We start from the raw sequence: 26469 nt of genomic DNA on the forward strand, positions 1-26469 counted from the left end.
TCTTACTTGACGTACGAGCTATGGGCAAAATCAATCCGTTCTCCTGCCCGCTTTTTTAACGTGATTGAGGATAGAGGGGAGATATAGACATGTTCTTTTGTAATGATGACAGATTTGGGATGATGATTGGTATGGCATAAGTTCACCATGCTTTTCATTTCTTTATGCTGTCTTAAAAAGGCACTCATTAATTCCGAGCTCTCAAGCGCACGGTAATCAAGAATCGCCACAATTTCCTTTTGCTGAATAACCGCTTCTTCGCCAATATGCAATAACATAGTCCACCTCACCTTATCCGTTCAATCGCACCTTGTTCAACATGGTACGTTGCTGCCTTATCGAGCGTTTCATGGTGTATGCCTTCCACGCTTGTTGTGGTAACAAAGGTCTGTACTTTGCCTTGTATTGTATTCAGCAAATGAGATTGCCGGTAGTCATCAAGTTCTGACAAAACATCATCCAGCAGGAGCAGCGGGTACTCTCCGACTTCTGAATGAATAAGATCAATCTCTGCTAATTTGATCGACAGCGCCGTGGTCCTCTGCTGGCCCTGTGAACCGAACGTCTGTACATCTTTCCCATTCACATGAAAAAGCAGATCATCGCGGTGCGGGCCGAACAAAGAGGTGCCGCGTTCTATTTCTCTGTCTTTTATTTTAACAAACTTTTCTTCATATGCTTCTATCATTTTCGACAATTCTTGCTCTTCACATACCTCTACAGTCGGTTTATATATCACTTCAAGGCGTTCCAGCCCTCTGGAGATGCCGTGGTGTATGGGATCGGCCCAGCTTTGGAGGAGTTTCATGTAACTCACTCGCTTTTCCGTTACCCGTGCTGCCGCCTGTATCAGTTGTTCTGTCAAAATATCAAGCATGACCGTATTTTCTTTGGAACGGCTGCGCTGCATGTCCCGCAAAAGAGAATTGCGCTGGGCAAGAACCTTTTGATATTGCGATAAATAATGAAGATAGACCGGATTAACCTGCCCGATCTCCATATCAATAAAACGACGTCGCACCTGGGGACTCCCTTTAACAAGATTCAAATCCTCAGGTGCAAACATGACGACATTTAACGCCCCTATATAGTCAGTCAATCTCCGCTGTTCCAGTCCATTGACTTTTGCTTTCTTGCCTTTTTGTGAAACAACCAGGCTTAAACTGAATGGACCGGTCCTTTTTTGAACCCGTCCTTCTATTTTAGCATATTCTTCGTCCCAATAGATTAATTCTTTATCGCGGGGAGTTCTATGGGACTTTGCCATGGCCAGAACGTAGATGGCTTCCATCACATTTGTTTTCCCCTGAGCATTCTCACCCAAAAACACATTGACCTTGTTTTCGAAATCAAGATGCTGGGATGAATAGTTTCTGTAATTTCTTATGTCCAATTGTTCAATATACAACGGGATACCCCCATTTATCTGGAAACAGTGATCTCGCCCAATTCGGGAACAGAAACTTTATCTCCCTCGTAAAGCTTTCTTCCCCGGCGGTTTTCCCGCTCACCATTAACCAGCACTTCATTTTCTTCTAAATACCATTTTACCATTCCCCCACTTGAGATGGCATCTACATGTTTGAGCAGCTGCTGCAGAGTAATGTATTCAGTGGTTATTTGCACGTTCTCCATCATAACACTCCTTTTCAGACTAGTATTCTCTATTTTCAACCCTTTATGAAAGGCATAAAAGCTGCCGGAGAACCAGCAGCTTTTTTTATCGTTGTCATACTTAAATTTTAATATGTTCGGACAGGCAGGATCAGCTGTTTGATGATTTCGTTGTCCACCGGGGTAATGAGGAAAGGCCTCATGGCTCCTGTAAACAAAACCTGAATCTCTGAACAGTCCATCGCTTTTAATGCATCAATCATATATTTCGCATTGAAGGAAATTTTCAGCTCTTCACCCTCCATGGATTCCGTGACGACATGTTCGTACACTTTACCGATTTCCGGAGAATTGGATGAAATTTCAATGGTCTGGTTATCGAGCGTGGCAAGTTTCACCACATTGTTTCGTCCTTCGCGTGCAAGCAGAGACGCCCGGTCAATTGCCTGAAGAAAATCTTTCGTCGATAAACCTAACGTTGTTTTGCTTTCACTTGGAAGCAATTTGCTTGTATCCGGATAATTTCCGTCAAGCAGTCTTGAAAAGAATAACGTATTTTTTGTTTTAAATAAAACCTGATTGTCTGTAACAACGATTTGCACTAGCTCTGCAGATTCCTCAACAATTTTGGACAATTCATTTAAGCTTTTTCCTGGAATCACTACGTTTTGGAACGAAAGCCCTTCTGTATTGCTTTCAATTCTTGCGGTCCTCTGTGCAAGTCGGTGGCTGTCTGTCGCTACACAGCTGAGAACATTGTCTTCAAGATTAATGTTCACACCGGTTAATATAGGACGTGTTTCTGACGTGGACACCGCAAAGACAGTTTGTCTGATAATTTGGCGAAGCAGATCTCCCTGGATACTGAACACGTTTTGTTCTTCAATCTGCGGAAGGCGGGGATATTCTTCTGGATCCAGACCAACAAGGCTGAATTCGGAAGCTCCGGAGCGGAGTTTTGTTTCAAAACGCTCTCCCACTTCAACTTCCACGGTATCATTCGGCATTTTTTTTACGATTTCGGAAAAATACCTTGCCTGAAGAACAATGCTTCCTGGTTTTTGGACCTCAAGATTGACTTCCCCATTTTCTTCCATTGGAATCAGGCGTTCGATGGAAATATCGGAGTCACTTCCAGTCAGTGTCATCCCTTCACTGTGAACCACCATTTTTATACCCGTCAAAATCGGTATCGTCGTTCTTGAAGATACAGCCTTCATTACATCCTGTACACCTTCAATTAGCTGGCTTCGGTTAATCTGAAATTTCATGATCATCCCCCTGAACAATTTTCTTATTGGAATTCGGTTATATTATTAATTTTTTTAAATAAAAAACAGTCGTAGTAATAGTAGGGCCTGTGAATCTGTGGATAAGTATGTGAAATGCAAGGAAAGACAGCCTATCCACATGTGGACAGACTGTGCATAAGAGCGAACAAGTTATTCACAAAATCCCCAGCAAAAAGACATATGGAACAGTATTACGATTTTAACTGATCGTGGATTTCTTTGATACTTTTTTGCAGCTGCTGGTCAGAAACCATTAGGTTCGAAATTTTTTCATGAGCATGAAGCACGGTAGTATGGTCTCTTCCGCCAAATTCTTCTCCAATTTTGGGCAAAGAATTGTCGGTTAGTTCCCTTGCAAGATACATGGCAATCTGGCGGGGAAAAGCAACCGATTTTGTTCTCTTTTTCGCAGTAAAATCTTCAAGCTTGATGTTATAATGCCGCCCGACAATCTCTTGGATGTGGTGAATGGTAATCATGCGCGGCTTGGAGGAAGGAATAATATCCTTAAGTGCCTCGGCTGCAAGATCTGCATTCATATCCTGGTTGATGAGTGAAGAGTAGGCGACTACACGAATCAAAGCCCCCTCCAGCTCACGAATATTGGTATCAATTTGATTGGCGATGTACAGCATCACTTCATTCGGTATATCCAGACCTTCCGCTTTCGCCTTCTTGCGCAGTATGGCGATCCTTGTTTCAAGATCAGGCGGAGTGATGTCCGTGATCAATCCCCATTCGAAGCGGGAACGAAGCCTGTCCTCAAGCGTCGGGATCTCCTTGGGAGGGCGGTCACTTGAAATGACGATTTGCTTGCTTTCTTCGTGAAGCGCGTTAAATGTATGGAAAAATTCTTCTTGAGTTTGTTCTTTTCCGGCAAGAAATTGAATATCATCGATAAGAAGAATGTCGACACTTCTGAATTTATTTCTAAATTCGACCGTTTTATTGTCACGAATCGAGTTAATGAATTCATTAGTGAACTTTTCAGATGACAGATAAGCCACCTTTGCATTCGGCTTATGGTCAACCACATAATGGCCGATCGCATGCATCAAGTGGGTCTTTCCCAGGCCGACTCCTCCGTAAATAAAGAGCGGATTGTATGCTTTGGCCGGTGCTTCTGCTACAGCCAGAGATGCCGCATGGGCAAACCGGTTGCCCGATCCGATAACGAACCGGTCAAAGGTATACTTTGGGTTCATCATGCTCTGGGCAACTTCCTCCTGCTGCTCCACGTTCACTTTTTGCGTTTTTTTCAATACTTTTTCAAAGTCAACTTCTTCTTCCATCTGATTTTGAGGAATAATGAATTTGACATCCAGCGCAGCCCCTGTCACATCCTGAAGAGTTTCGGAAATCAAGGTGGAATAACGGGATTCCAGCCAGTCACGGGCAAACTCGTTCGGTGCTGTAATGATGAGCGTATCATTTTGCAGTGCGTGCGCCGCTGTGGACTTTAACCATGTCTCAAAGCTGGGTTTGCTGACCTTTTTTTCCATGGCAGCCAATGCTTTGTTCCATAGGTCATTAATATTTTCCACCAACAGTACCTCCTAAGTAATTTATATAAACGAAGATATTCCATAAAATTGCTGCTCTTTTGTGGACTAGCGAAAGCAAACCCCAAGATTAGTCAAAGGCTGTTTTAGCGAATGAAAATCGAAATCGATGTTCAAAATGATAAAAAAGCTTTGACTAAATGGATCTTGAGGTTTTGATGAGGGCACAGTTGCTGAAGAATACACCATGATGTATAAGCGTTGTACAGCCGTATGTATACGTACGCATAATTATTCTATTCACAGCAAACGTGCACAATCTATTAATATAGTAGAAAATCAGTATAAGGCGTTTCATTCAGAGGATGTGGACAACCTTATAAACATCTTATTTTAAATGTCCACAACTTTATCCACAGCATGTGGATAAAAATATTGTCGCATGAAGTTATCAACGAGTTAAAACACAACAATCATATCAAAAAAATACCATGAATGCAATGAGTTTCTCGTACTTATCCACAACCCCTACAACTTGTGTAAAGGTGTTGTCCACAGCACAAGATTTTGTGTAAAACTTGTCGATAAAGGGTGTGGATAATGAAAATCGTGTCGAAAAAACTATCCACAGCGTGTCGAATTAAAAAAATAAGGGAGAAGATCGGCAAAAGACATCCTGGAGCGTAATATTCTTGTTCCTTAAATAAATTTCAAGAAGTCTTGACAAACAGAGGGTTGAATCCTTATACTTACTTAGACTGTCTTTTTGATATATCCTCAGGGAGGTGTAATATATAATGAAACCAACGTTTCAACCAAATAACCGTAAACGTAAGAAAGTACATGGTTTTCGTGCGCGTATGGCAACAAAGAACGGCCGTAAAGTTCTAGCTCGCCGCCGCCAAAAAGGAAGAAAAGTATTATCTGCATAGGCCACTGACAATCAGTGGTCTTTTTTCTGATATAAGGGAAAAGTTGATAATTGTTTAAATAAAATGAAGTAGCCGATACTGTTAATGATAAGAATGGAATGTATTAGAGAAGTATTGAGATCCAGGTGGAGTGTTGCCGGATGGAAAAGCAAAAGCGCTTAAAAAAGAATGAAGAGTTTCAAGAAGTGTTTAAAAGAGGAAAATCGTCTGCCAACCGCCAATTTGTAATATATGCGCTGGAAAAAAACGATCAGCCTCATTTAAGATTGGGTTTGTCAGTAAGCAAGCGGGTGGGAAAAGCCGTAACCCGCAACCGAATCAAGCGAGTAGTGAAAGAAATATTTATGAAGCACGAAGAGGAGATTGCATCCAGCAGGGATTATATTGTTATTGCCCGGAATCCAACAGCTGACATGGATTACTTTGAGATGGAAAAAAGCCTTCTGCATGTGCTGCAGCGTGCCGGTTTGTTCAGACAGTCAAGGGATAAGCGTAAATGAAACGGCTTTTGATCCTGATTTTTCGTTTTTACCAACGGTTTATCTCACCGTTGACCCCGCCGACCTGCCGTTTTTATCCCACATGTTCGCATTATGGAATTGAAGCGCTTCAACGATTTGGGGCCATTAAGGGATCGTGGCTGACGTTAAAGAGGATTTTAAAATGCCATCCTTTCCATCCTGGAGGGATTGATCCTGTACCCGAAAAGAAGAAGCGCTGAAAATATAGAAACAATGCTTTAAGGAGGATGAGGAGTGCGAAAGAAATTAGGAATACCGTTTGCTCTGGCCAGTTTAATGCTTTTATTGTCTGGCTGTAGTTCTGTAAAAACACCAATAACTTCAGAAAGTACCGGAGTCTGGAATGAGTACGTTGTTTATCCGTTATCCTGGGTAATTACTCAATTCGCCGAGATGATGGGGAACAATTACGGGCTGTCCATTGTGGTTGTTACCATTTTGATCCGTCTTGCGTTGTTGCCGCTCATGATCAAACAGACAAGAAGCTCAAAAGCAATGCAGGATATTCAGCCTGAACTGCAGAAGCTTCGTGAAAAATACAGTTCAAAAGATGCGACTACACAGCAAAAACTCCAGCAGGAAACGATGCAGTTGTTCCAGTCCCAGGGGGTAAACCCGCTTGCAGGTTGTCTGCCTTTGGTGATCCAAATGCCGATCTTGCTTGGTTTCTATCATGCCATTATGCGTACTCAGGAAATCAAAAACCACAGCTTTTTATGGTTTGACCTGGGAAATCCAGATCCTGTATATGCTTTGCCGATTATTGCCGGAATCACGACCTTCCTTCAGCAGAAGATTATGATGGGCGGTACAAACAATCCAAATCCACAGATGAAAATGCTGCTCTACATCATGCCGGTTATGATTGTTGTCTTTGCCATTAACTTCCCGGCAGCATTATCGCTTTATTGGGTAATTGGTAACATGTTCATGATTGTACAGACATATTTTATTACAGCCCCGAACAGGAAAAAGACAAACCAATTGGATAGGGGAGCTAAAAAGTGAAACAGATTCAGGTAACGGGAAAAACAGTTGAAGAAGCAGTTTCAGCAGCACTGGCCGAACTTCAGGCTTCCAAAGAAGAGGTTGAGGTAAAAGTTCTTGAAGAATCGAAAAAAGGTTTTTTGGGTTTTGGCGGCAAACCTGCGCTCATCGAGGTTTCCATCAAGCCGGATCCAATCAAGACCGCTGTTGCTTTTTTACAGGAAGTCGCCGATAAAATGGGTGTGCCTGTTACCATTTCACTTAAAGAAAACCGTGAAGAAACGATTTTTGAGCTTTCAGGTGAAAAAATCGCCATTCTGATTGGAAAAAGGGGACAAACCCTTAACTCTCTGCAGTACTTGACCAATCTCGTAGCCAATAATCATTCGAGTAATTATCTCAGGATCATACTCGATGCTGAAAACTACAGAGAGCGGCGCCGCGAATCGCTCCAACGGCTGGCCATGCACACTGCCCAGAGAGTGGCTGCGACAGGAAAAGGCGTTGCCCTTGATCCGATGCCGTCCAATGAGCGAAAAGCCATACATATGGCCCTTCGAAACAATAAAAAAATCGAAACATCTTCAGAAGGGGCAGAACCGTTCCGAAAGGTCATCATCCGCCCCGCGAAGAACTGACGATACTATAGCAGGGCACCGCCCGCTGTATCTGCCCGCCATCCTTTATTTTTACAAGGGAAGGCGGGTTTTTTCATTGCCTTTTGCAGTCGAACTGGGTTAAACTAAAAGGTATTGTGGATAAATATGTATTCGTTTGTAACAAAGTTATCCACTGTGGATAGTTAGAAACGCAAATAACGGAAATAATAGTATAGATACAGTAAGTTTTGGGTTTCAAAGAGAGGTGAGAAGGATGGAATACGATACAATTACGGCGATCTCCACACCGATGGGGGAAGGTGCTATCGCAATTGTCAGGTTAAGCGGCAGCGAAGCGGTCTCGATTGCCGATTCTATATATAAGGGAAAAATGAAGCTGCAGGATGCAGAATCACATACGATTCATTACGGAAAACTCATCGAGCCAAAAACGGAAGAAGCCGTCGAGGAAGTCATGGTTTCCGTCATGCGTGGCCCGCGTACCTTCACTAGAGAAGATGTGATTGAGATCAACTGCCACGGCGGTATTGTTTCGGTCAACCGGGTGCTGCAGCTTGTCTTAAACCACGGCGCAAGGCTTGCCGAGCCGGGTGAATTTACGAAACGGGCCTTTTTAAACGGACGTATTGACCTGTCCCAGGCGGAAGCGGTCATGGACTTGATCCGTGCCAAAACGGACCGGGCCATGAATGTCGCATTGAATCAAATGGAAGGCCGGCTTTCCAGGCTGGTGGGTAAATTAAGGCAGACACTGCTTGAAACCATTGCCCATGTGGAAGTGAACATCGATTATCCGGAGTATGACGCTGAGGAAATGACGCACGCGCTTTTAAATGAAAAGCTTGGTTTTGTAAAAGATGAAGTAGAGAAAATCCTGATAACGGCACAGCAAGGGAAGATTTTGCGGGAGGGTCTTTCAACCGCCATTATCGGCCGCCCAAACGTGGGGAAATCTTCACTGATGAATGCGCTTGTTCATGAAAATAAAGCGATCGTTACGGAAATTGCCGGCACGACCCGCGATGTGATTGAGGAGTACGTAAATGTTAGAGGTGTTCCCCTTCGCCTTGTAGATACCGCTGGGATTCGGGAGACTGAAGACATCGTGGAACGGATCGGGGTTGAAAAATCCAGGAAAGTGCTGAAAGAATCGGATTTGATATTGCTGGTTATCAACAGCAATGAATCTCTTTCCGCTGAGGATGAAAACCTTTTTGAAGCGGTAAAAGGTCTTGATGTTATCGTGATCGTCAATAAGACAGACCTGGAGCCAAAAATAGATATGAGCCGGGTAAAGGAACTGGCAGGACCTCATCCTGTGATCACAACCTCCCTTCTTCATGAAGAAGGGGTGGATCGCCTTGAAGAGGGGATTGCCCAGTTGTTTTTCCAGGGAGGCATTGAAGCGCAGGACATTACGTATGTTTCGAATTCAAGACATATTGCGCTCCTGCAGCAAACTATTCGCCATATCGATGAGGCCCTGAACGGCATCGAAATGAGTTTGCCAATCGATATGGTACAAATTGATATAACAAGGGCATGGGAGATTCTTGGTGAGATTGTTGGAGACACCGTTTCCGAGAGTCTGATCGACCAGTTGTTCTCCCAGTTCTGTTTAGGGAAATAAAAGGAGGAAGAAATAATGGGATATGATGCAGGCCAATTTGACGTGATTGTCGTTGGAGCCGGCCACGCAGGGGTTGAAGCCGCACTTGCTTCTGCAAGAATGGGAGCTGAAACCCTTTGTTTAACCCTTAACCTGGATACCATTGCCTATATGCCGTGCAACCCGTCTGTCGGCGGTCCTGCCAAAGGAATCGTCGTGCGCGAACTTGATGCGCTCGGTGGGGAAATGGCTCGAAATATTGATAAAACGCATATTCAAATGCGTATGCTGAATACCGGAAAAGGACCTGCGGTTCGTGCGCTCAGAGCCCAGGCCGATAAGTTTATGTATCAGAATGAAATGAAAAAGACCATGGAAAACACCGAACACCTGACACTGAGACAAGGCATGGTTGAACGCCTTTTGATGGAAGATGGCGTTTGTAAAGGTGTAATCACCAAAACGGGAGCAGAATATCGCGCTTCTGCCGTGGTTCTGACCACAGGAACTTACCTCCGAGGGAAAATCATCATTGGTGAGCTTTCTTACGAGAGCGGTCCAAACAACATGCAGCCATCGGTTAATCTTTCTTACCATCTTCAAGAGCTTGGTTTTCAAATGGTCCGCTTTAAAACAGGTACTCCTCCGCGCGTTAACAGCAAAACCATTGATTATTCTGTTACAGAAATTCAACCAGGTGATGAGGTACCCCGTGCTTTTTCATATGAAACAACGAAGTATATTACAGACCAGCTTCCATGCTGGCTGACCTATACCAGTCCTGAAACACACGAACTCATTAATGGAAACCTTCACCGTTCCCCAATGTACTCGGGAATGATCGAAGGAACCGGACCCCGGTACTGCCCTTCCATTGAAGATAAAGTGGTTCGTTTTAACGATAAGCCGCGCCACCAGATTTTTCTGGAACCGGAAGGAAGAAATACTGAAGAAGTTTATGTACAAGGTCTTTCTACAAGTCTGCCAGAAGATGTACAGCGGAAAATTCTTGCCACCATTCCTGGCCTCGAGAAAGCTGAACTGATGCGTGCCGGTTATGCGATTGAATATGATGCCATCGTTCCAACCCAGCTGTGGCCGTCCCTTGAAACGAAGCTCGTTGAAGGACTCTTCACTGCCGGACAGCTAAACGGTACGAGCGGCTATGAAGAAGCTGCCGGGCAAGGAGTTATGGCGGGGATCAATGCTGCGTTAAAAGTGAAGGGCAAAGACCCTCTGATTCTGGACCGGTCCGAAGCCTATATTGGTGTACTCATCGACGATCTCATTACAAAAGGCACAAATGAGCCGTACCGCCTGCTTACTTCACGTGCCGAATACCGTCTGCTTCTCCGCCACGACAATGCAGACTTGAGGCTCACGGAAAAAGGCTATGAAATCGGCTTGATTCCTCAAGAACGGTATGACCGGTTTTTGGTGAAAAAAGAAAAGGTTCGCCAGGAAATTGAACGTCTTGAGCATGTTACCGTCAAACCTACGCCTGAAGTACAGGACATTCTTGCAGGGGCAAAAAGCTCACCTCTAAAAGAACCGATGACAGCAGCTACCCTTTTAAAACGGCCGGAAATCACGTATGATGTGGTGGCACAAATTCATCCTGCCGAGCCGGCTGTGGATGAAGTGATTGCCGAACAGGTGGAAATCCAGGCGAAATACGCCGGATACATCGACAAGCAGCTCGCTCAAGTGGAACGAATGAGAAAAATGGAAAACAAAAAGCTGCCAGTTGATCTGGACTATATGGCCATTAACGGACTGGCAACCGAAGCGAAACAAAAATTGCTTGAAGTCCGTCCATTGTCTGTTGGCCAGGCTTCCCGGGTTTCCGGTGTGAATCCTGCAGACATTTCAATTTTGCTTGTTTACCTGGAGCAGGGGAAACTGGCCAAAACCGCAGATTAAGCGTTTGGAGGACGAAATGGATATAACAACCTTTGAAGAAAAACTCGGGGAGAAGGGCATCCGCCTTTCTTCCCGCCAGCTTCAGCAGTTTGAAGACTATTTTCACATTCTCGTGGAATGGAACGAGAAAATGAACCTGACCGCGATTACGGACAAAGAGGAAGTTTACCTGAAGCATTTTTATGATTCACTGTCTGCGGCCTTCTTTTTCGATTTTAATCAGGAGCTGTCGGTTTGCGATGTGGGTGCAGGAGCAGGTTTTCCGGGCATCCCGCTGAAAATTTGTTTTCCCCATATTAAGCTTTCAATCTGCGATTCATTGAAAAAACGAATTACTTTCTTGGCGCACTTAACACAAAAGCTGGAATTAAGTGATGTATCACTTTATCATGACAGGGCAGAGACCTTCGGACACCGTCCAGAAACACGCGAGGAATATGATCTTGTACTGGCCCGTGCAGTGGCAAGAATGTCTGTTTTAAGTGAATTGTGTCTTCCCCTTGCCAAAAAGGGCGGACATTTTCTCGCGATGAAGGGCGCTCAGCTTCCGGAAGAGATGAAAGACAGCAAAAAGGCTGTCCAGCTATTGGGCGGAAAGGTAAACGATGTTTTTTCCTTTAAGCTGCCTGAAGAGAACAGCGACAGATTCATCGTTCTGGTGGACAAAGAAAAAGCCACACCAAAAAAATATCCAAGAAAGCCAGGGACACCAAACAAGAGTCCTCTTTCATAATCTGCAAGCCAATGTTTCACGTGAAACATTGGCATACATACGCTGGCATACCAAAGAATTTTTCAAAAACCGGCAGGAAAACAGATGGGCAGAGCGAAAATCTAAGATAGATAACAAAAGGTGGTGTCATTCATATGAAACATCCTTTTTCACGTTTATTCGGCATCGGCGAAAAAAATCAGACAGCTGAAGTTGAAGAGAAAAACGATAACGAAGAAATAGTGCAGCTCCCGGTGAAAAATATTCACCCGAACCAATTCCAGCCCCGTACCGTTTTTATAGATGAACGAATTGAAGAATTATCACAAACGATTGAAACGCACGGAATTATCCAGCCGATTGTGGTCAGAACATCCGAAAATGGTTCCTATGAAATTATTGCCGGAGAACGCCGGTGGCGAGCCGTTCAAAAGCTTGGCTGGGAAGCCATTCCGGCGATCATCAAGGAATTTGATGATGGTCAGACGGCTTCTGTTGCACTTATAGAGAATCTGCAGCGCGAAGAACTGACAGCCATTGAAGAAGCGATGGCCTATGCCAAACTTCTTGAGATTCACGGCCTTACCCAGGAAGGTCTGGCACAGAAGCTTGGAAAAGGACAGTCAACGGTAGCGAACAAACTCCGCTTGCTGAAACTTCCCCAGCCCATCCAGGATGCGTTGCTGCAAAAGCAAATCACTGAACGCCATGCAAGAGCTCTCATTATCCTTAAATCCCCCGATAAGCAGGAAGCCGTCCTGAATGAGATTCTGGAAAAACACCTGAACGTCAAACAGACGGAAGAACGTGTGAAAAAGCTGATTGAGGGAGAAAACCAGGAAAAGAAACCTGTGGCGAAAAGGAAATCCTACAGCAAGGACACGCGGCTGGCCATCAATACTGTCCGCCAGTCCGTGGATATGGTTCTCCAAAGCGGCCTTACCATAAATACAGAAGAAGAGGATCATGAGGAATTCTACCAATTCACGATCCGCATACCGAAAAAGTAACCGTCACAGCTCCTTTCAGCCATCCTGAAGGGAGCTTTTTTGTGGGTGAAAACCGAACATTTTTCTGCGCTTTTTTATGAATTTTCCGTAAGAAAAAAGAGGAATTCATGATATGATGAAAGAAATGAACTCTCGTAAAGAATTGAGGTAGGTGTCATCGTGGCTAAAACCATTGCAATTGCCAATCAAAAGGGTGGGGTTGGAAAAACAACGACATCCGTGAACCTCGGAGCATGTTTAGCTTATTTCGGCAAAAAGGTTTTACTTGTTGATATAGACCCGCAGGGGAATGCTACGAGCGGAGTTGGCGTCGATAAAGGCGATGTGGATCAATGCATCTATAACGTGCTTGTCGACGACGCAGAAGTAAAAGACATCATTATGGAAACGATTTGCGAAGGATTACATATATTGCCGTCGACCATTCAACTGGCTGGTGCTGAAATTGAACTGGTGCCGACCATTTCCAGGGAGGTAAGGCTGAAACGGGCCCTTTCGTCTGTTGAACGCCAGTATGACTTTATCATTATTGACTGCCCTCCTTCTCTCGGACTATTGACCATTAACTCACTCACAGCAGCAGACGGAGTGGTTATACCGGTACAATGTGAGTATTATGCGCTCGAGGGTTTGAGCCAGTTGCTGAATACGGTCCGCCTCGTACAAAAGCATTTGAATACGGATTTGACCATTGACGGTGTTCTGCTGACAATGCTCGATGCCAGAACCAACTTGGGAATCCAGGTTATTGAAGAAGTGAAAAAGTACTTTCAGGATAAAGTCTATACCACCATTATTCCTCGAAATGTTCGTCTATCTGAAGCGCCAAGCCATGGAAAACCGATTATTATTTACGACCCTAAATCCAGAGGTGCAGAAGTTTATTTAGAATTAGCGAAGGAAGTGATTGGCAGTGGCGAAAGGGTTAGGTAAAGGAATTAATGCATTTTTTCCGGGCACGGATTTTGAAAATGAAGATACGGTCTCTGAAATCAAAATAACCGAACTGCGTCCCAATCCCTATCAACCGAGGAAAGTGTTTAATGAATCAGCTATTGCAGAACTGACAGAGTCCATCAAGGAGCATGGAGTTCTGCAGCCGATCATTGCAAGAAAAAGCATTAAAGGCTATGAAATCGTGGTAGGAGAACGCCGTTTTAGGGCAGCAAAGGAAGCCGGATTGGAACGGATGCCGGTAATCGTTAAGGAATTTACAGAGCAAAAGATGATGGAAATTGCCCTGATTGAAAATCTTCAGCGTGAAGATTTGAATCCTATCGAAGAAGCTCAGGCTTACCAGAAGCTCATGGAGCATTTGAAAATCACCCAGGAAGAACTGGCAAGCCGTGTGGGCAAAAGCAGACCGCACATTGCCAACTTTGTGAGACTGCTTCAGCTGCCGGATCCTGTTCAGGACATGATGTCCCAAGGGGAGCTTTCCATGGGGCACGGGCGGGCACTGCTTGGATTGAAAAAGAAAGCAAAGATGCAGGCGGTTGTCGAGAAATGCGTGAATGAAAAGCTCAACGTCCGCCAACTTGAAAAGCTGATCCAACAGGTGAATCTTAACGTTCCACGTGAAACAAAGAAAAAAAGCGAGGATAAAAGTGTCTTTATCGTCGAAAAGGAATCAACACTCAGAGACCATTTCGGCACTTCAGTTTCTATTAAACGGACAAAACGAAAAGGCAAAATAGAAATTGAATTTTTCTCCGATGAAGATCTGGAACGGATCCTCGATCTCATCGGAAAGCAGTAAAACCATCGAAGCGGTGGTTTTTCTTTTTGTACTTTTAAAACATCATGGGTAAAGGCGGGAAAGAAAAGTGGCATTATTAGGGACACTGGTCAATGGCCTGGCCATTATTATCGGGAGCTTGCTGGGGCTTTTTTGGAGAAACATTCCCGAAAAAACAAAAACAACCATCATGCAGGCGATGGGCCTGGCTGTTATTATTCTTGGAATTGGCATGGGCTTAAAGAGCAAGCAATTTTTAATTGTTATCGCCAGTCTGGCGATCGGAGGTGTGCTGGGTGAGAAACTTGATCTGGAAGGAAAGCTTGGCCAACTGGGACACTGGCTTGAGGCCAAGCTCGGCGGCAAGGAAAAAGGCGGCATTGCCAATGCTTTTGTGACCGCCACGCTCGTATTTGTGATCGGGGCCATGTCCATTGTGGGGGCACTGGATAGCGGACTGCGACATGATCACGCAGTACTTTATACTAAATCAATGATTGATGGATTTTGTGCGATCTTTTTCACATCAGCACTTGGAGTTGGCGTCATTTTCTCAGCTGTGCCTGTGGTGCTCTATCAAGGGCTGATTGCCCTGTTTGCCACCCAGATTGACCGGTTTGTCCCGGATGCGCTCATGCAGCAGATTATCATCGAAATTACCGGAACAGGCGGAATCATGATCCTTGCGATTGGTCTGAACATTCTCCGCCTCACCACCATCCGGGTGGCCAACCTGCTGCCGGCGTTGCTGTTCACCATTCTGATCGTATGCATTATCTACTATTGGGACAAACTTTCGGCCTTTGCAGGAGGAACCTTTTAAAAGAATGCTAGTACTTTTTTGAAGGAAGACGAGTGTGTTTTTGCTGCGAATCAATCCAATCAGGATAGGAGTTATTGATAAATGATTTCTTTAAGAAAAGTTCACCCTGCAGATTTAGAGCAGCTGTTAGTTATCGAGAACGAAGGCTTTTCGAGAGAAGAAGCTGCGACAAAAGAAGCGCTTGCGGAGAGGATTCAACGAATCGCTGACACCTTTATTGTGGCAGAAACGGATGGGAAGATTCTAGGGTTTATTAATGGACCTGTTATTAACCAGCCTTACATCACCGATGGCCTTTTCAAGGAAATCATAGAAAATCCGAAAAGAGGCGGTTATCAGAGTGTATTGGGATTAGCAGTCTCTAAACAGGCAAGAAATCAAGGGATTGCGAAGCTTTTAATCGAGAAAATGGAAGAGCTTATGAAAGAGAACGAAAGAGAAGGAATTACGTTAACGTGTAAACAAGAGTTAGTCTCTTTTTATGAAAAATTGGGATTTGTTAACCATGGCATTTCTGAATCCAAACACGGCGGTGTAACATGGTATAACTTGATCAAATGATAAAGGCATATGAAAACGACCAGACGGCGATCTGGTCGTTTTTGATTTACCTATATATGGGTGTAACTTCAATTTGTTAAAAGGCGGGCTTCTTTTTATTGATCGCGTATAGATCTTCTTTAATGGGAAGCGGTGTGATGTTCTTTTTCACCCGCTGGCTCATGGATGCGAAATACAAAGAATCCGCGATCAATTCGGCCATTTTCATAACAACGCTTAAGCGGGTGTTCTGGAGAACGAAATATTCCATAAATCCGCTGACGTTCACGATACCGGTTAAATGCATGTCGCCAACCGGCGGAAGCTCCTTATTGACACCGGCACCTGGTTTGACCGGTCCTTCCCCAATGGAGACCATTCCCACATGGTTGAGTTTTCCGAGGCACGCATCAATTCCTATTATAAAAGCATCCGGATGCTTTTGTTCAATCATTTTCAGCTTATCTTTCAGGTTGACCGCATGTACCGGATCGTCCAGCGTCCCGTACACATGAAACGGAAAGGCTTTGATGGTATGAAGCTTGGTACCCACCAATGGGCCAAGGGCATCCCCGGTGGAACGATCTGTCCCAATGCAAACCACAACCACTGGAGTGGTTTGCGTATTAGGAAGAAGGTTCCCAATTTTTTCTGTGATGAGCATACAAGCTTCTTTTTCCTCATGGTGCATTTTATATTGAAAAGGTTTATCGGGAACGAGCTTCCTTTTAAGGAACATAAAATCCACTCCTTTAAAATGTTACTACCAGTATACGGACTGTTTGGCAATACTATACATCGAGTAAGGACTTAGCTGCCATCATTTTTTCAACGCGCCAGAACGAGTAGGATTCAGTTTTAGTCGGAGCAGGCTGTGCTTCTGGTCCCGTAATGCCTTTTGGCTTTCCTTTAGTTAAATGTTTTATACCCCCTTCCTCCGGATTCTAAGCCATGGTTCTTTTAAAGATGTGTTAATCGTTGAAAATTCAACCGAAATTGGGTACATTAAGGCATAGCTAAGATTTATATGGAGGTTGGAGCGGAGTGGAACTACTCAATATTGCCCAGCAGGCAGAGGAAGTGTACAAGCAGGTTGGTAATGGCGATTTATGGATCAACCTGGGCATGAAAGTGCTGAAGATTGTCCTTATTTTATTCGGGGCTGCCATCGTTGTTAAAATTGTAAGGGCGACCATCGCAAATATATTTAAAATCAGGATGAAAAGCCCGTTGCGGATGTCGGAGCGACGTGAAAATACACTGATCCGGCTTCTCGATAATGTGGCTGCCTATCTTATTTATTTTATTGCGCTGCTTATGGTGCTGACCGAATTTAACATTGATGTTAAGGCACTGCTTGCTGGAGCGGGTGTGGTCGGACTGGCTATCGGTTTTGGTGCGCAGAGTCTGGTAAAGGATATTATCACCGGCTTCTTTATCATATTTGAGCAGCAATTTGCAGTAGGGGATTATGTAAGAATCAACGCATTCGAAGGTACGGTGGAAGAAATCGGGCTGAGAACGACGAAAGTCAAACAGTGGACAGGTGAGCTTCATATCATACCGAACTCGTCCATCACAGAAGTGACGAACTTCTCCATTAATAACAGCATTGCTGTTGTGGATGTCAGTATTGCCTATGAAGAGGATGTGAACCGGGCCCAGGACATCATTGAAGAAGTCGTGAAACAAAAAACCGTCGAGTATCCAGAAATGGTAGCTGAGCCGGAAGTACTCGGTATTCAGTCAGTCGGGGCAACGGAAGTCGTGATCCGGGTGACAGCAGAAGTGCTTCCCATGACCCACTTCAAAATAACAAGAGAACTGAAGAAAGCCATCAAAATCCGTTTGGATGAGGAAGGCATTGAACTTCCCTTTCAAAAGCTTGTCTCTTATCATAAAACAACACTTGCAGAACATGAATAAACATAATAGTTATTGTGTCAAAGTGGTTTTCTCTATAAAATAATATAAAAGCAGAGCGTTTGGGGAGTGATGGACTTGGAAGGAAAAGAGTTCTTTTTGAATGATGAAGTGGAAATGAAAAAGCCACACCCATGCGGAACCAACCGTTGGAAAATTATCCGCATGGGGGCTGACATCCGGATTAAATGCTTGGGCTGCCAGCATAGTGTTCTAATTCCCAGAAGAGACTTTGTGAAGAAAATGAAAAAGGTCCTGGTATCCAACCAGGAATAAAAAGATACTTCCTGTGTTCCACGTGGAACAAAAAAAGCAGAACCGACGTACTCAAGCGAAGGTTCTGCTTTTTTGTATAACTTGTTTTTTGCCTGCCAACACCCTATAATGATGAAAGATGTGCTAACAAGTAACTGAACGACAAAATATATGATGATTGAAATCAATGAGGAGTGGAATAAATGGCTTTAACAACTGGAATTGTCGGTCTTCCCAACGTAGGGAAATCGACGCTTTTTAATGCCATCACACAGGCTGGCGCGGAATCTGCAAACTATCCGTTCTGTACGATCGACCCCAACGTAGGGATTGTTGAGGTGCCGGATGACCGCCTGCACAAGCTGACAGAGATGGTTCAGCCTAAAAAAGTGGTTCCGACAGCATTTGAATTTACGGATATTGCCGGTATCGTTAAAGGTGCAAGCAAAGGGGAAGGTCTGGGCAACAAGTTCCTTTCTCACATCCGCCAGGTGGATGCGATCCTTCAGGTAGTTCGTTGTTTTGAAGATGAGAACATCACGCACGTTTCCGGAAAAGTCGATCCGATTGATGATATTGAAGTCATCAATCTTGAGCTTATTTTTGCAGACATGGAAACCGTCGATAAGCGGATTGCCAGGGTTGAAAAATTGGCGAAGTCAAAAGACAAAGAAGCTGTCGCTGAACATAGCGTTCTTTTGAAAATTAAAGAAGCATTGCTGAATGAACTTCCGGCAAGAAGCGTGGAACTGACGCCTGAAGAAAGTAAAATTGTATATGGCCTTCACTTGCTTACCATGAAACCGATCCTTTATGCGGCAAACGTCAGTGAAGAGGATCTGTTGGAAGGCGGAAATGAGCATGTGGAGAAAGTAAGGGAGTATGCTGCCCGCGAACATGCTGAAGTCATCGTGATTTGCGCCAAGATCGAAGAGGAAATCGCAGAGCTTGAGGGTGACGAAAAGAGTGCATTCCTTGAAGAGCTCGGTATTCAGGAAGCAGGCCTTGACCAGCTGATTCGTGCGTCTTATTCTCTTCTTGGGCTGGCAACGTACTTTACAGCTGGTGTACAGGAAGTGCGTGCATGGACATTCCGCAAGGGCATGAAGGCTCCACAGTGTGCGGGGATCATCCATACGGACTTTGAACGCGGATTTATTCGTGCTGAAGTGGTTGCTTATGATGATTTGATGAGCGCCGGCAGCATGGCGGCTGCCAAAGAAAAAGGCCGTGTGCGTCTTGAAGGAAAAGAATACGAAATGAAAGATGGAGATGTCGTCCACTTCCGTTTCAACGTTTAATATCGTGGGTTTTTGAGAGGAAAAGCGTTTTTGCTTTTCCTTTTTTCTATTAATCCTTGAATGTCCTTGTGTTTTGTACGGGTATTTGCTATAATTCATTATTGTGAGTTAATTATCGATTGTATAGAAATGTTGATAGTTTACTCCTTGCCCTATTGTTGGGCCGTTTAGACCAAAAGGAGGTGACCGGAATGAAAAAGTACGAAATCATGTACATCGTCCGTCCAAATCTTGAAGAGGATGCTCTTAAAGCTGTGAAAGAAAGAGCGAAGACGATCCTTACTGATAATGGTGCGGAAATCGCTAACGAGAAAGAAATGGGTAAAAAGCGTCTAGCATATGAAATCAACGACTACCGTGATGGATATTACACGCTATTGACCATCAATGCTCCTGTAGAAGCGATCAATGAATTCGACCGTCTTATGAAGATCAACGAAGATGTTCTTCGTTTCATGACAATTGCAGACGAGAGATAATTTTTTAACGTTGAAGGAGAGGTTCTAATGCTAAATCGTGTAATCCTTGTTGGACGTTTAACGAAGGACCCGGAATTGCGCTATACCCCAAGCGGTGTGGCAGTTGCAAACTTTACTTTGGCAGTAAATCGTACATTTACAAATCAGCAGGGTGAGCGCGAAGCAGATTTTATCAATTGTGTAATCTGGCGTAAGCCGGCTGAAAATGTGGCCAACTTCTTGAAGAAGGGTTCACTTGCCGGAGTAGACGGACGCATCCAGACACGTTCTTATGACAATAACCAGGGACAGCGTGTATACGTGACTGAGGTTATGGCTGAGAGTGTCCAGTTCCTTGAGCCGAAGAGTGCGAATGCGGGCGGAGGACAACAGTACCAAAGCCAGGGCGGAAACAACTTTGGCGGGCCATCAGGTGACCGCGGTTATGGACAGCAACAGAACCAAAACCAGAACCAAAAGCGCAGTAACTTTAATGATGACCCATTTGCCAATGATGGCACTCCGATCGACATCTCTGATGACGATTTGCCATTCTAAGACAAACATACATTGAACGGCAACATATAAAAACTCAATTAGAAGGAGGGAAATAAACATGGCTGGACGTCGCGGTGGACGCCAAAAGCGTCGTAAGGTTTGTTTCTTCACTGTAAACAAAATCACTTACATCGACTACAAAGATGTGGATCTTCTTAAGCGTTTCGTATCTGAGCGCGGAAAGATTCTTCCTCGTCGTGTGACAGGAACATCTGCTAAATATCAACGTCAATTGACTCGTGCTATCAAACGTGCACGTTTCATGGCGCTGCTACCATATGTAACTGAATAAATTTCAGTTTTTAAAAAGCACGGTAAAGATCAGTCTTTGCTGTGTTTTTTAATTGTACGGGAAAAGTTTTGATCGAAGTGCAAGGTGCGAGACTCCGACGGGAAAAGCGAGCATCCTGGAACGGAAATCAACAAGTAAAGAACAACAAAAAAAAGCGGCCAAATCCATTGGATTTTTGCCGCTTTTCTTTATTACGATTCAAAGATATAGGAGAGGGCTCTGACTGCCTGTTCCGGGGTTTCGACCACGAGGCTGGCATGGTTGGAAAGCTCTTTTAACGGGTGATGCAGTGACTCGGGACGAATCAGGATCAAAGGCTTTTGCAGGGCAGTGGCTCTAGCGGCGTCCATTGCTGTGTTCCACTGCTTGTATTTTTCACCGAACAAGGCGATCACGACATCTGCTTTTTTGATCAGGATGTCTGTACGGAGATTGTTGATGCTCGAGGCGGCCTCGTCCTTCAAAACGGCATTGGGCTGTTTACCAAGGATTTCTTCCCCAATATTATCCGACCGCTCGTGGTCTTCCATCGGACCGACAAAGGTGATGGGAAGTTCCCGCTCCCTTGCTTGCGATTTGATTTCTTCGCGCCAGTCGTCATGAATTTGTCCTGCCAAATATACAATAAGCTCCATGAGATCTCCTCCTCTTTCCTGGTTGTTTGTAAACTAGCTGGCTAGTCCCAGTTCCATTATAAAGGACATCATGATAAGGTAGATACTGTTGTGCATGTTAGATTTGGCAAGATAGGGTTAAGCTAATGAATATCATTGGATTTACAGCAAATAATTTACTACAATAAGGACCGTAGGCAATAAAGCCAGAGGTGAACCAATTGCGGAAAACATCAACCATCGTAGACGGAGCTGTAATGGCTGGCGTTTACATTATTCTTATGCTAATCAGTCTGAATGTGCCGATTATCAGCATATTAACATATTTTTTACTGCCGCTTCCGATCATCCTGTTTGCATTTAAGCATGGATGGAAGCCGGGTCTGCTCGTATGGGCGGTTACGCTCGTATTATCCTTTGTGATGGGAGGAACAGCAGGACTTATTTATGCGTTCTCATCCGGTCTCATGGGGATTATAATGGGTGAATTGTATAAGAGGAAGACATCTGCATTTGGTGTCCTTTTGGGCGGAAGCCTTGCCAGCGTCTTTAATTTTCTGATGCTGCTGGTTTTTGCAAAGCTTCTCTTGAACCTTGATATCGTAAAGGATGCTCAAAAGCAGTTTACCAGTGTCATTGACCAGGCATCCAAGTTTTATAAAGACAGCGGCCAGGATCTGTCCCCCCAGCTCGACCAGATGCGGGAGCAGGTGGCCATGATCCCGTACATGCTGCCGACGGCGATTATCATCGGGGCGATTGCAGTCACCTTAATTACTCAATGGCTTGCTGCCCTTGTGTTAAAAAGAATGAGGTTCGACTACCGGCCATTTCCGCCATTCCGCGACTGGTCGTTTCCAAAATCATTTTTGTGGTATTACATTTTGGCCCTTTTGCTTTCTTTTATAAAGATGGACAAAGGGTCTGGATTATACATCCTTATGATCAATTTATTTATCATATTGACTCTTGTACTTGTCGTACAGGGTCTTACCGTTATCTTTAGCTATGCCAAAAATAAGGGCTGGCCCAAGGCCGTTCCCGTATTTATATCTGTGTTAGTAATATTTACTTCCTCCATTCTGCCGATTATTATGGAAGTCGTTAAATTCTTAGGTATAATTGACTTAGGGTTCGAAATAAAGAAACGGATAAATACCAGACAGTAGGAGCTGAAAGTATGCCTAAGTTTTTATTAAAACGGTGGCATGGTTATCCACAGATAGCCTTGTGTGTCATATCGGTCCTTTTAGTGATCATCATCATGTCCTACCAGTGGGTCCTCGGGGCTGTCAGTTTTGTAGTCTTGGGCGCGATCTTCTATTTGATGATGCGGGCCGAGAATTCGTTCCAGGAGGACCTTGGCGATTATATTTCCACGCTATCCCACCGTATTAAAAAGGTCGGAGAAGAAGCATTGATGGAAATGCCGATCGGAATCATTCTGTATGATGAAGATTACAAAATTGAATGGGCCAATCCATTCATGGGAGCCTGGGTCGGGGAAGAAGCGTTCATCGGCCATTCCCTGAATCTTATTTCTGAGGACCTGGTGCCGTTTATTAAAAGTGATGCACGGGAAGAAATCGTGAATTTAAAATCAAGAAAATTCGAAGTGCATTTTAAAAAAGAAGAACGCCTTCTCTATTTCTTTGATGTAACGGAACAGCTTGAAGTTGAACATCTGTATGAGGAAGAGCAAACCTGCCTTGGCCTCATTTACCTTGATAACTATGAAGAGGTTACACAGGGGCTTGATGACCAGTTCCGTTCGAGAATCAACTCCAAAGTTATTTCCATTCTGAACAAATGGGCAACCGACCATGGAATTTATTTAAAACGCACCTCTTCCGAGCGTTTTTTAGCCGTCTTCAACAAAAGGATTTTACATGAGCTTGAAAAAAATAAGTTCGCATTGCTGGATGAAGTAAGAGATGCCACTTCAAAAGAAAATGTGGCTCTCACATTGAGTATCGGTGTGGCATCCGGTCCGGTCGAGCTGCCTGAACTCGGCCAGCTGGCCCAATCGAGTCTTGACCTTGCGCTTGGCCGCGGCGGTGACCAGGTGGCGATCAAGCAGCAAAACGGAAAAGTGCGCTTCTACGGCGGAAAAACCAATCCGGTGGAGAAACGTACACGGGTAAGGGCACGGGTCATTTCCCATGCGTTAAGCGAACTTGTCCTCGACAGCGATAAAGTGATCATCATGGGGCACAAAAGCCCCGATATGGATTCCATGGGTTCTGCCATGGGAATTTTAAAAGTGGCGCAGGTTAACGGAAAAGAAGGATATATCGTCCTCGATACGTCTGATCTGGATACTGGTGTTCAGCGGCTGATGAATGAAATCAAGGGAACCGATTCTCTCTGGAAGCACTTTATTACGCCGGAAGAAGCGCTTGAAATTTCTACAGCCGGCACCCTCCTTGTGGTCGTGGACACCCATAAGCCGTCCATGGTGATGGAAGAACGCCTGCTTTCCAAGCTTGACCATGTGGTGGTTATTGACCATCACCGCCGTGGAGAAGAGTTTATCGCAGATCCGGTTCTTGTCTATATGGAGCCTTATGCTTCTTCAACCGCAGAGCTTGTGACCGAGCTTCTGGAATATCAGCCGAAGCGGCTTAAAATGCGTATGCTCGAAGCGACAGCCCTGCTTGCAGGGATTATTGTGGATACGAAAAGCTTTACGCTCAGGACCGGTTCCCGGACGTTTGATGCAGCTTCCTATTTAAGGGCTCACGGCGCGGATACCATCCTCGTTCAGCGGTTCTTGAAGGAAGACCTTCAAACCTATAAGACCCGGTCAAAACTTATTGAAAATGCAAAATCCTATAAGAGTGGCGTTGTGATTTCAAAAGCAGAGCCTGGTGAGGAATGCGGGCAGGTCATGATTGCCCAGGCAGCGGATATTTTGCTGTCAATGAACGATGTGACCGCTTCGTTTGTCATTGCGAAGCGTCACGACCAAAAAATCAGCATCAGCGGCCGTTCACTGGGGGAAGTGAATGTCCAGATGATCATGGAACAGCTTGGCGGCGGCGGCCATTTGACCAACGCAGCCTGCCAGCTTGAAAATGAAACGCTCGATGGTGCAGAGACCAAATTAAAAGCGGCCATCGATGAATACTTCGAAGGGGGAGAAGAAGAATGAAAGTAGTCTTTCTTCAGGATGTAAAAGGAAAAGGTAAAAAAGGGGAAATTAAAAACGTATCCGAAGGGTATGCCCGCAACTACTTATTGCCGAACAATCTTGCTACAGAAGCTACCAAAGGTGCCCTTTCTGTGGTAGAAGGCCAAAAGAAAAGTGAAGAGAAAAAAGCAGCAGCCGCTTTGGAAGATGCCAAGCAGCTCAAAGAAAAGCTTGAGAAAATGGAAGTTGAAATCAAAACCAAAGCCGGTGAAGGCGGCCGAGTGTTCGGATCGGTTACGAGCAAACAGATCGCAGACGGTTTGAAAAAATTGAATGTCACCATTGACAAGCGAAAAATTGACCTTTCGAATCCCATTAAAGCGTTGGGATATACCAACGTACCTGTAAAACTTCACCCTGAAGTGACAGGAACGATTAAAGTACATGTAGTTGAAGCATAAACAGAAAGCCAATGGGACCGGAACTGACCGGTCTCATTCTTCTGTAATCAGGGTCTTCTTGCCAAAAATGGCAAAAGATCTTACCAGGAGGAAGAATGATGAGTGATCTTTTTGTTGATCGCATCCCACCACAGAACATAGAGGCTGAACAAGCGGTTCTGGGCGCTATTTTCCTGGAGCCGGAAGCATTGGTTACCGCTTCGGAAATTTTGATCCCGGAGGATTTTTACCGTGCCTCCCATCAGCGGATTTATCAGGTGATGCTCGATTTATCGGAAAAAGGGGAACCTGTCGACCTTGTGACGGCAACAGCCGCTCTCGCCGACCGGAAGCTTCTTGATGAAATCGGCGGTGTCTCGTATTTAAGTGACCTTGCAAGCAGCTCACCGACCGCGGCCAATATTGATTACTACAGCCAGATCGTGGAAGAAAAATCCCTTCTTCGCCGTTTGATTCGTGCAGCGACCGAAATTGCGGCCAACGGCTACGCCCGTGAAGAAGAGGTTGAAGCGGTCCTAAATGAAGCGGAGAAGACAATTCTGGAGGTAGCCAACCGTAAAAACGGCGGTGCCTTCATTTCCATAAAAGATGTACTGGTAGCTGCCTATGATAATATCGAGCAGCTGCATAACCGCAAAGGGGACATTACCGGAATTCCAACCGGTTTCAACGATCTGGACCGGATGACCGCAGGATTTCAGCGAAATGACTTGATTATTGTTGCCGCCCGTCCTTCCGTGGGTAAAACGGCGTTTGCCCTGAATATCGCGCAAAACGTCGCCACCAAAACGGAAGAAAATGTCGCTATCTTCTCGCTGGAAATGGGTGCGGAGCAGCTGGTCATGCGTATGCTGTGTGCGGAAGGCAATATTGACGCCCAGCGGCTTCGTACAGGCTCCCTGCTCCCGGAAGACTGGCAGAAGCTCACGATGGCCATGGGAAGCCTGTCAGCAGCCGGAATTTTCATTGATGATACACCTGGTGTCCGCATTGGGGATATCCGCTCGAAATGCCGCCGCCTTAAGCAGGAAAAAGGCCTTGGCATGATTCTGATTGACTATTTGCAGCTCATTCAGGGGAACGGCAGAGCGGGCGAAAACCGCCAGCAGGAAGTATCCGAGATCTCCCGTTCCCTTAAAGCGCTCGCCCGTGAGCTGCAGGTGCCGGTCATTGCCCTGTCACAGCTTTCCCGTGGCGTGGAATCCCGTCAGGACAAGCGTCCGATGATGTCGGATATCCGTGAATCCGGAAGTATCGAGCAGGATGCCGATATCGTGGCGTTCCTGTACCGTGACGACTACTACGACAAAGAATCAGAAAGTAAAAATATTATCGAAATCATTATTGCCAAACAGCGTAACGGCCCGACTGGCACGGTTGAGCTCGCGTTTGTCAAAGAATACAACAAGTTCGTCAATCTCGACCGCCGGCATGACGAAAGCAGTATGCCGCCCGGCGCATAAAATTGTTGATTAAAAGGCACTCTCAAGTAAGAGGGTGTCTGTTTTTTTTTGCTGTGGGTGATTTCTGCGGTGCTAGTTTAAATAATGGGGTTTTGGCGGGTGAATGGCTGCCAGCCATCCTCCTTTTTGCTGTTTCATACGCAAAACCGAACGGCTTAACTGTAAATATTTTAAAATGTTCGTGTTTT

30 protein-coding genes are annotated in these 26469 nt (G+C 44.9%); 23 read left to right on the forward strand and 7 right to left on the reverse strand.

The genetic code is table 11. The annotated features are described in order from the left end of the window. Positions 1-2 precede the first annotated feature (2 nt). From remB to dnaA, 5 genes are all read right to left on the reverse strand, one after another. Positions 3-278 carry an extracellular matrix regulator RemB gene (gene remB, locus DMO16_RS16250; RefSeq protein ID WP_061973069.1) on the reverse strand — a complete coding sequence of 92 codons (276 nt, stop codon included), beginning with the start codon at positions 276-278 and terminating at the stop codon, positions 3-5. A gap of 8 nt (positions 279-286) precedes the next feature. Beyond that, positions 287-1408 carry a DNA replication/repair protein RecF gene (recF, locus tag DMO16_RS16255; RefSeq protein ID WP_061973071.1) on the reverse strand — a complete coding sequence of 374 codons (1122 nt, stop codon included), beginning with the start codon at positions 1406-1408 and terminating at the stop codon, positions 287-289. Positions 1409-1422: 14 nt separating this feature from the next. Further along, on the reverse strand, positions 1423-1635 hold the full coding sequence (gene yaaA / locus DMO16_RS16260; RefSeq protein WP_129478625.1) for a S4 domain-containing protein YaaA: 213 nt from the start codon (positions 1633-1635) through the stop codon (positions 1423-1425). A gap of 107 nt (positions 1636-1742) precedes the next feature. Beyond that, positions 1743-2885 carry a DNA polymerase III subunit beta gene (dnaN, locus tag DMO16_RS16265; protein WP_129478627.1) on the reverse strand — a complete coding sequence of 381 codons (1143 nt, stop codon included), beginning with the start codon at positions 2883-2885 and terminating at the stop codon, positions 1743-1745. Positions 2886-3097: 212 nt separating this feature from the next. Continuing rightward, complete coding sequence (gene dnaA, locus DMO16_RS16270) at positions 3098-4450, reverse strand: chromosomal replication initiator protein DnaA (protein ID WP_061973079.1); 1353 nt, start codon at positions 4448-4450, stop codon at positions 3098-3100. Positions 4451-5205: 755 nt separating this feature from the next. Between dnaA and rpmH the strand changes: the two genes are divergently transcribed. From rpmH to DMO16_RS16335, 13 genes are all read left to right on the forward strand, one after another. After that, positions 5206-5340 carry a 50S ribosomal protein L34 gene (rpmH, locus tag DMO16_RS16275; protein ID WP_007201576.1) on the forward strand — a complete coding sequence of 45 codons (135 nt, stop codon included), beginning with the start codon at positions 5206-5208 and terminating at the stop codon, positions 5338-5340. A gap of 140 nt (positions 5341-5480) precedes the next feature. After that, the gene (gene rnpA, locus DMO16_RS16280) at positions 5481-5840 is read left to right on the forward strand and encodes a ribonuclease P protein component (protein ID WP_061973082.1); all 360 of its coding nucleotides are present in this window, start codon (positions 5481-5483) and stop codon (positions 5838-5840) included. Next, positions 5837-6061: a membrane protein insertion efficiency factor YidD gene (yidD, locus tag DMO16_RS16285; RefSeq protein ID WP_061973085.1), complete on the forward strand. Its 225-nt coding sequence runs from the start codon at positions 5837-5839 to the stop codon at positions 6059-6061. The genes rnpA and yidD overlap by 4 nt, the downstream gene beginning before the upstream one ends. Before the next feature lie 34 nt (positions 6062-6095). Next, positions 6096-6869 (forward strand): YidC family membrane integrase SpoIIIJ, encoded by a 774-nt coding sequence (gene spoIIIJ / locus DMO16_RS16290; protein WP_061973087.1) that lies wholly within the window; start codon positions 6096-6098, stop codon positions 6867-6869. After that, positions 6866-7486, forward strand: a complete 621-nt coding sequence (gene jag, locus DMO16_RS16295) for an RNA-binding cell elongation regulator Jag/EloR (protein WP_129478629.1) — start codon at positions 6866-6868, stop codon at positions 7484-7486. Before spoIIIJ ends, jag begins: the two co-directional genes overlap by 4 nt. Before the next feature lie 235 nt (positions 7487-7721). Further along, complete coding sequence (mnmE, locus tag DMO16_RS16300) at positions 7722-9098, forward strand: tRNA uridine-5-carboxymethylaminomethyl(34) synthesis GTPase MnmE (RefSeq protein ID WP_129478631.1); 1377 nt, start codon at positions 7722-7724, stop codon at positions 9096-9098. A gap of 15 nt (positions 9099-9113) precedes the next feature. After that, the gene (gene mnmG, locus DMO16_RS16305) at positions 9114-11000 is read left to right on the forward strand and encodes a tRNA uridine-5-carboxymethylaminomethyl(34) synthesis enzyme MnmG (RefSeq protein WP_061973095.1); all 1887 of its coding nucleotides are present in this window, start codon (positions 9114-9116) and stop codon (positions 10998-11000) included. A gap of 16 nt (positions 11001-11016) precedes the next feature. Continuing rightward, positions 11017-11733, forward strand: a complete 717-nt coding sequence (gene rsmG, locus DMO16_RS16310; RefSeq protein WP_129478633.1) for a 16S rRNA (guanine(527)-N(7))-methyltransferase RsmG — start codon at positions 11017-11019, stop codon at positions 11731-11733. Between the two features lie 134 nt (positions 11734-11867). Beyond that, on the forward strand, positions 11868-12722 hold the full coding sequence (gene noc / locus DMO16_RS16315) for a nucleoid occlusion protein (RefSeq protein WP_061973100.1): 855 nt from the start codon (positions 11868-11870) through the stop codon (positions 12720-12722). Positions 12723-12881: 159 nt separating this feature from the next. Further along, positions 12882-13655, forward strand: a complete 774-nt coding sequence (locus DMO16_RS16320) for a ParA family protein (protein ID WP_061973102.1) — start codon at positions 12882-12884, stop codon at positions 13653-13655. Continuing rightward, positions 13636-14481: a ParB/RepB/Spo0J family partition protein gene (locus tag DMO16_RS16325; protein WP_061973105.1), complete on the forward strand. Its 846-nt coding sequence runs from the start codon at positions 13636-13638 to the stop codon at positions 14479-14481. Before DMO16_RS16320 ends, DMO16_RS16325 begins: the two co-directional genes overlap by 20 nt. Before the next feature lie 67 nt (positions 14482-14548). Continuing rightward, on the forward strand, positions 14549-15283 hold the full coding sequence (locus DMO16_RS16330) for a DUF554 domain-containing protein (protein ID WP_061973108.1): 735 nt from the start codon (positions 14549-14551) through the stop codon (positions 15281-15283). A gap of 81 nt (positions 15284-15364) precedes the next feature. Beyond that, positions 15365-15844: a GNAT family N-acetyltransferase gene (locus DMO16_RS16335; RefSeq protein WP_129478635.1), complete on the forward strand. Its 480-nt coding sequence runs from the start codon at positions 15365-15367 to the stop codon at positions 15842-15844. 76 nt (positions 15845-15920) lie between these two features. Here the strand turns inward: DMO16_RS16335 and yyaC are convergent, their stop codons facing one another. Then, positions 15921-16562 carry a spore protease YyaC gene (gene yyaC, locus DMO16_RS16340; protein WP_061973114.1) on the reverse strand — a complete coding sequence of 214 codons (642 nt, stop codon included), beginning with the start codon at positions 16560-16562 and terminating at the stop codon, positions 15921-15923. Positions 16563-16948: 386 nt separating this feature from the next. On the opposite strand from yyaC, the gene DMO16_RS16345 reads away from it, so the two are divergent. The 6 genes from DMO16_RS16345 (at position 16949) to rpsR (ending at position 20610) form a co-directional block, all read left to right on the forward strand. After that, on the forward strand, positions 16949-17749 hold the full coding sequence (locus DMO16_RS16345) for a mechanosensitive ion channel family protein (RefSeq protein WP_082635877.1): 801 nt from the start codon (positions 16949-16951) through the stop codon (positions 17747-17749). Between the two features lie 75 nt (positions 17750-17824). Then, positions 17825-18022: a DUF951 domain-containing protein gene (locus tag DMO16_RS16350; RefSeq protein ID WP_061973117.1), complete on the forward strand. Its 198-nt coding sequence runs from the start codon at positions 17825-17827 to the stop codon at positions 18020-18022. 182 nt (positions 18023-18204) lie between these two features. After that, a complete protein-coding gene (gene ychF, locus DMO16_RS16355; protein WP_129478637.1) occupies positions 18205-19302 on the forward strand; it encodes a redox-regulated ATPase YchF in 1098 nt (365 codons plus the stop codon). Between the two features lie 191 nt (positions 19303-19493). Further along, a complete protein-coding gene (gene rpsF, locus DMO16_RS16360; RefSeq protein ID WP_061973123.1) occupies positions 19494-19781 on the forward strand; it encodes a 30S ribosomal protein S6 in 288 nt (95 codons plus the stop codon). Between the two features lie 27 nt (positions 19782-19808). Further along, entirely contained in the window at positions 19809-20318 is a 510-nt protein-coding gene (gene ssb, locus DMO16_RS16365) for a single-stranded DNA-binding protein (protein ID WP_061973125.1), read from the forward strand. 58 nt (positions 20319-20376) lie between these two features. After that, positions 20377-20610: a 30S ribosomal protein S18 gene (rpsR, locus tag DMO16_RS16370; protein ID WP_053356327.1), complete on the forward strand. Its 234-nt coding sequence runs from the start codon at positions 20377-20379 to the stop codon at positions 20608-20610. A gap of 191 nt (positions 20611-20801) precedes the next feature. Here the strand turns inward: rpsR and DMO16_RS16375 are convergent, their stop codons facing one another. Beyond that, the gene (locus DMO16_RS16375) at positions 20802-21245 is read right to left on the reverse strand and encodes a YtoQ family protein (RefSeq protein ID WP_061973127.1); all 444 of its coding nucleotides are present in this window, start codon (positions 21243-21245) and stop codon (positions 20802-20804) included. A gap of 200 nt (positions 21246-21445) precedes the next feature. Between DMO16_RS16375 and DMO16_RS16380 the strand changes: the two genes are divergently transcribed. The 4 genes from DMO16_RS16380 (at position 21446) to dnaB (ending at position 26281) form a co-directional block, all read left to right on the forward strand. Then, positions 21446-22393 carry a YybS family protein gene (locus DMO16_RS16380; RefSeq protein ID WP_129478640.1) on the forward strand — a complete coding sequence of 316 codons (948 nt, stop codon included), beginning with the start codon at positions 21446-21448 and terminating at the stop codon, positions 22391-22393. Positions 22394-22404: 11 nt separating this feature from the next. Beyond that, positions 22405-24378 carry a DHH family phosphoesterase gene (locus DMO16_RS16385; RefSeq protein ID WP_129478642.1) on the forward strand — a complete coding sequence of 658 codons (1974 nt, stop codon included), beginning with the start codon at positions 22405-22407 and terminating at the stop codon, positions 24376-24378. Next, positions 24375-24818, forward strand: coding sequence for a 50S ribosomal protein L9 (rplI, locus tag DMO16_RS16390; RefSeq protein ID WP_061973133.1), 444 nt, complete (start codon positions 24375-24377; stop codon positions 24816-24818). The genes DMO16_RS16385 and rplI overlap by 4 nt, the downstream gene beginning before the upstream one ends. 98 nt (positions 24819-24916) lie before the next feature. Beyond that, complete coding sequence (gene dnaB / locus DMO16_RS16395; protein WP_129478644.1) at positions 24917-26281, forward strand: replicative DNA helicase; 1365 nt, start codon at positions 24917-24919, stop codon at positions 26279-26281. The last annotated feature ends 188 nt before the right edge of the window (positions 26282-26469 follow it).

Source organism: Fictibacillus sp. S7, from assembly GCF_004127935.1.
Classification (GTDB): Bacteria; Bacillota; Bacilli; order Bacillales; family Fictibacillaceae; genus Fictibacillus_C; species Fictibacillus_C enclensis.

Excerpts from the sequence above, each read along its gene's own strand:
- remB (WP_061973069.1), bottom strand. The coding sequence starts at position 278 with ATGTTATTGCATATTGGCGAAGAAGCGGTTATTCAGCAAAAGGAAATT.
- yaaA (WP_129478625.1), bottom strand. The coding sequence starts at position 1,635 with ATGGAGAACGTGCAAATAACCACTGAATACATTACTCTGCAGCAGCTG.
- dnaN (WP_129478627.1), bottom strand. The coding sequence starts at position 2,885 with ATGAAATTTCAGATTAACCGAAGCCAGCTAATTGAAGGTGTACAGGAT.
- rpmH (WP_007201576.1), top strand. The coding sequence starts at position 5,206 with ATGAAACCAACGTTTCAACCAAATAACCGTAAACGTAAGAAAGTACAT.
- rnpA (WP_061973082.1), top strand. The coding sequence starts at position 5,481 with ATGGAAAAGCAAAAGCGCTTAAAAAAGAATGAAGAGTTTCAAGAAGTG.
- yidD (WP_061973085.1), top strand. The coding sequence starts at position 5,837 with ATGAAACGGCTTTTGATCCTGATTTTTCGTTTTTACCAACGGTTTATC.
- mnmE (WP_129478631.1), top strand. The coding sequence starts at position 7,722 with ATGGAATACGATACAATTACGGCGATCTCCACACCGATGGGGGAAGGT.
- mnmG (WP_061973095.1), top strand. The coding sequence starts at position 9,114 with ATGGGATATGATGCAGGCCAATTTGACGTGATTGTCGTTGGAGCCGGC.
- rsmG (WP_129478633.1), top strand. The coding sequence starts at position 11,017 with ATGGATATAACAACCTTTGAAGAAAAACTCGGGGAGAAGGGCATCCGC.
- noc (WP_061973100.1), top strand. The coding sequence starts at position 11,868 with ATGAAACATCCTTTTTCACGTTTATTCGGCATCGGCGAAAAAAATCAG.
- DMO16_RS16335 (WP_129478635.1), top strand. The coding sequence starts at position 15,365 with ATGATTTCTTTAAGAAAAGTTCACCCTGCAGATTTAGAGCAGCTGTTA.
- yyaC (WP_061973114.1), bottom strand. The coding sequence starts at position 16,562 with ATGTTCCTTAAAAGGAAGCTCGTTCCCGATAAACCTTTTCAATATAAA.
- DMO16_RS16345 (WP_082635877.1), top strand. The coding sequence starts at position 16,949 with ATGAAAGTGCTGAAGATTGTCCTTATTTTATTCGGGGCTGCCATCGTT.
- ychF (WP_129478637.1), top strand. The coding sequence starts at position 18,205 with ATGGCTTTAACAACTGGAATTGTCGGTCTTCCCAACGTAGGGAAATCG.
- rpsF (WP_061973123.1), top strand. The coding sequence starts at position 19,494 with ATGAAAAAGTACGAAATCATGTACATCGTCCGTCCAAATCTTGAAGAG.
- ssb (WP_061973125.1), top strand. The coding sequence starts at position 19,809 with ATGCTAAATCGTGTAATCCTTGTTGGACGTTTAACGAAGGACCCGGAA.
- rpsR (WP_053356327.1), top strand. The coding sequence starts at position 20,377 with ATGGCTGGACGTCGCGGTGGACGCCAAAAGCGTCGTAAGGTTTGTTTC.
- DMO16_RS16375 (WP_061973127.1), bottom strand. The coding sequence starts at position 21,245 with ATGGAGCTTATTGTATATTTGGCAGGACAAATTCATGACGACTGGCGC.
- DMO16_RS16385 (WP_129478642.1), top strand. The coding sequence starts at position 22,405 with ATGCCTAAGTTTTTATTAAAACGGTGGCATGGTTATCCACAGATAGCC.
- rplI (WP_061973133.1), top strand. The coding sequence starts at position 24,375 with ATGAAAGTAGTCTTTCTTCAGGATGTAAAAGGAAAAGGTAAAAAAGGG.
- dnaB (WP_129478644.1), top strand. The coding sequence starts at position 24,917 with ATGAGTGATCTTTTTGTTGATCGCATCCCACCACAGAACATAGAGGCT.